The sequence below is a fragment of the Streptomyces sp. NPDC049597 genome, assembly GCF_040675505.1.
Taxonomy (GTDB): Bacteria; Actinomycetota; Actinomycetes; order Streptomycetales; family Streptomycetaceae; genus Streptomyces.
Window position 1 is genome coordinate 1 of record NZ_JBFAOY010000073.1, and the last position, 3629, is coordinate 3629.

At 70.0% G+C, this 3629-nt stretch carries 3 protein-coding genes and 1 pseudogene; all 4 read left to right on the top strand.

Annotated features, from left to right (window positions below; genetic code table 11):
• Window positions 1–195: pseudogene (locus tag AB0K02_RS33920) on the top strand (sugar kinase); the annotation flags it as partial.
• Between the two features lie 266 nt (window positions 196–461).
• Window positions 462–1985 carry a sugar ABC transporter ATP-binding protein gene (locus AB0K02_RS33925; protein ID WP_365996454.1) on the top strand — a complete coding sequence of 508 codons (1524 nt, stop codon included), beginning with the start codon at window positions 462–464 and terminating at the stop codon, window positions 1983–1985.
• Window positions 1982–3016: an ABC transporter permease gene (locus tag AB0K02_RS33930; protein WP_365996455.1), complete on the top strand. Its 1035-nt coding sequence runs from the start codon at window positions 1982–1984 to the stop codon at window positions 3014–3016. Before AB0K02_RS33925 ends, AB0K02_RS33930 begins: the two co-directional genes overlap by 4 nt.
• Window positions 3017–3159: 143 nt before the next feature.
• Window positions 3160–3629 (top strand): substrate-binding domain-containing protein (locus AB0K02_RS33935; protein WP_365996456.1); only part of this gene is annotated, 470 nt, incomplete at its 3' end.

Here is a 3629-nt window from a genome sequence, read left to right on the forward strand (position 1 = left end):
GGCCTCGTGGTGATCGGAGGCGGCGTGACCGGTCTCGGACACACCCTGCTGGCCAGTGTGCGCACCCAGGTCTACCGGCAGTCCCTGCCACTGGCGACCGGCAACCTCCCCATCGTCCAAGGCGAGTTGGGTCCCGCCGCCGGAGTGATCGGCGCGGCCCGGCTCATCAGCGACCACGTCTTCTCACCGGCCTGATCCCTGCCCGGCCACGGACCACGAGTTTCCCCACACCACACACCACACGCACCGCCCGTACCAACACCACGAACCACCGCACTGGTCGCGTGGCTGTCAGGCCATGCCCTGCTCGACCCGTACGCCCCCGGCACACACCACGCCAGGGGCGCCCCAGAGCCGCCCATCCACCCGAACCGCCGTGTCCAGCCTGCCCGCTCACGGGCCTGAAGCATCTGTCCCAGCCCCTGCCCGCTCACGGCCCCGCACCCGCCGAGGGGATCTTCATGGCACCACAACCACCCCTGCTCACCATGTCCGGCATCACCAAGTCGTTCCCCGGAGTCCGCGCACTGGACGGTGTGGACCTGGAGGTCCAGGCCGGGGAAGTCCACTGTCTCCTCGGCCAGAACGGCGCCGGCAAGTCGACCCTGATCAAGGTCCTCGCCGGGGCGCATCAGCCCGACGACGGCGAGATCACCTGGCGCGGCGAACCCGTCTCCCTCAAGTCGCCCATCGCCGCCATGCGCCTCGGCATCGCCACCATCTACCAGGAGTTGGACCTGGTCGAAGGGCTGTCCGTCGCGGAGAACGTCTTTCTGGGCAACGAGCCGACGTCCGCCGGATTCGTCGTGCGCGGCTCCGCCGCCCGTACGGCGACCGCCGAGTTGCTGAAACGTCTCGGACACTCGGAGATCGATCCTGCACGGCTCGTCGGCGACCTGTCCGCCGCTCAGCAGCAGATCGTGTCGATGGCCCGCGCGCTGTCCCACGAGGTGCGGCTGATCGTGATGGACGAGCCGTCGGCCGCGCTCGACCCCGACGAGGTCGACAACCTCTTCCGCATCGTCGCCGATCTCACCGCCGACGGTGTCGCCGTCGTCTACATCTCCCACCGGCTGGAGGAGATCCGCCGCATCGGAGACCGGGTCACGGTTCTGAAGGACGGCCGGGCGGTTGCCGGTGGTCTGCCCGCGGACTCCACTCCCACCCGTGACGTGGTCGCCCTGATGACCGGGCGCAACGTCGAGTACGTCTTCCCCGAGCGCCCGGACGCCACTGTCGCCGCCGCCAAGGAGCCGGTGCTGAAGGTCGAAGGGCTGGCCAGGCACGGCGAGTTCGCACCCGTCGACCTGGAACTGCGTCCGGGGGAGATCGTCGGTCTCGCCGGGCTCGTGGGCTCGGGACGCAGCGAGATCCTGGAGACGGTCTACGGGGCGCGCAAGGCCGACGCGGGCCGCGTCCTCGTCGACGGCGTCCCGCTGCGGCCCGGCAGTGTCCGCGCCGCCGTCCGCGCCGGGATCGGCCTCGCGCCCGAGGAACGCAAGGCGCAGGGCCTGCTGATGCTGGAATCCGTCAGCAGCAATGTCTCGGTCTCCACCCTCTCCCGCTTCTCCTGCGCCGGCTGGCTCGACCGGCGTGCCGAGCGCGCCGCGGCGCACCAGGCGGTTCGTGAGCTGTCCCTGCGGCCCGACAACCCGGATGCCGCGATCAGGACGCTGTCCGGCGGCAACCAGCAGAAGGCGGTGCTCGCGCGCTGGCTGTTGCGCGGCTGCAAGGTGCTGCTGCTGGACGAGCCGACCCGGGGTGTCGACATCGGCGCCCGGGCGGAGCTCTACGCAGTGATTCGCCGGCTGGCCGACGAAGGGCTCGCCGTGCTTCTCGTATCCAGCGAAGTGCCCGAGGTCCTGGGCCTGGCCGACCGTGTGCTGGTGCTGCGCGAAGGCAGCGTCGTGCACACGGCCGACGCCCGGGAGCTCGACGAGCACCGTGTACTCGATCTTGTGATGGAAGGGAACCCGACGTCATGACGCAGCCGGCCTCTGCGGCGCAGAAGGACGCGCCGATGTCCGCCGCCCTGTCCCAAACGGACAAAAGGGGGGCGCGCCGACCGCTCGGTCTGCGGTGGGACGTGCGCAATCTGTCGTTGCTCGGCGTCCTCGCCGTGCTCGTCGCGATCGGTGGGATCACCCAGCCGGACGAGTTCCTGGCCGCGAGCAATCTGCAGCTGGTGCTGACCCAGGCGTCCGTCATCGGTGTCGTCACCGTCGGCATGACGTTCGTCATCACGAGCGGCGGCATCGACCTGTCGGTCGGTGCGATCGTCGCGCTCGCCTCGGTGTGGGCGACGACCGTGGCGACCCAGGAGTTCGGCTTCGCGGGCATCCTCTTCACCGCTGTGATCGTGGGTGTGGGCTGCGGTCTCGTGAACGGCGTGCTCATCGCGTACGGCGGGATGGTGCCGTTCATCGCGACGCTGGCGATGCTCGCCTCGGCCCGTGGACTGGCCCTGCAGATCACGGACGGCAGGACCCAGATCGTCACCGTGAGCGAGGTGCTCGATCTCGGGGTCAAGGACGCCTACATCCTCGGCGTACCGCCTCTGGTGCTGGTCTTCGCGGCCGTGACCGTCATCGGCTGGCTGCTGCTCAACCGCACGACCTTCGGCCGCCGTACCGTCGCCGTCGGCGGCAACGCGGAGGCCGCCCGCCTGGCCGGCATCGATGTGCGGCGCCAGCGGCTGTACCTGTACCTGCTGTCCGGGCTGTGCTGCGGCATCGCCGCGTTCATGTTGATCGTGCTCGCGGGGTCCGGCCAGAACACCAACGGCAACCTCTACGAACTCGACGCCATCGCGGCCGCGATCATCGGCGGCACCCTGCTCAGCGGCGGCCGCGGCACCATCGTCGGCTCCGTCCTCGGCGTCCTGATCTTCACGACGATCACCAACATCTTCGCGCTGAACAACCTGGAGACCGCCGTCCAGCAGATCGCCAAGGGCGCGATCATCGTCGCCGCCGTCCTCGTCCAGCGTCGCGCCCTGCGCGGCGGCGACGCCTGACGCCGAGCGGTACCTGCCGGCCGGCGGGGCCTGACATCCGCCGTCCGGCACCCCGACTCCCCTTGCGCGGGCCCCCGGCATTCACCGCCCGGGCCCCGCTCCCTCCCTCCACCCGCACCGCCCAGTCGAAGGGTTCATCCGCCATGTCCCGACCTTCATCCCCCAGCCGCAGAGGTCTGCTGTTCGGCACCGCAGCCGTTTCCGCGGGAGCGCTGCTGACGGCCTGTACCAGCAACGAGCCCGCGAAGCAGGAGCAGGCCGCGAACAACGCTCCGGTCGCCGACGACGAGCCGGGCAAGCCTGTCACGATCGGCTTCGCGGGGCCGCAGGCCGACCACGGCTGGCTGAACGCCATCAACGTCAACGCGAGGTCGCGTGCGGAGAAGTACTCCGACGTCACGCTGGAGATCACCGAGGGGTCCAACGACACGGCCGCGCAGATCGGCCAGGTGCAGACCCTCATCAACAAGAAGGTCGACGTCCTGGTGATCCTGCCGGCGGACGGCAAGGCGCTGACACAGGTCGGTCTGCAGGCCATGAGGGCGGGCATTCCCGTGGTGAACCTGGACCGCATCTTCGCCTCGCCGCAGGCCTACCGCTGCTGGATCGGCGG

Excerpts from the sequence above, each read along its gene's own strand:
- AB0K02_RS33925 (WP_365996454.1), top strand. The coding sequence starts at position 462 with ATGGCACCACAACCACCCCTGCTCACCATGTCCGGCATCACCAAGTCG.
- AB0K02_RS33930 (WP_365996455.1), top strand. The coding sequence starts at position 1,982 with ATGACGCAGCCGGCCTCTGCGGCGCAGAAGGACGCGCCGATGTCCGCC.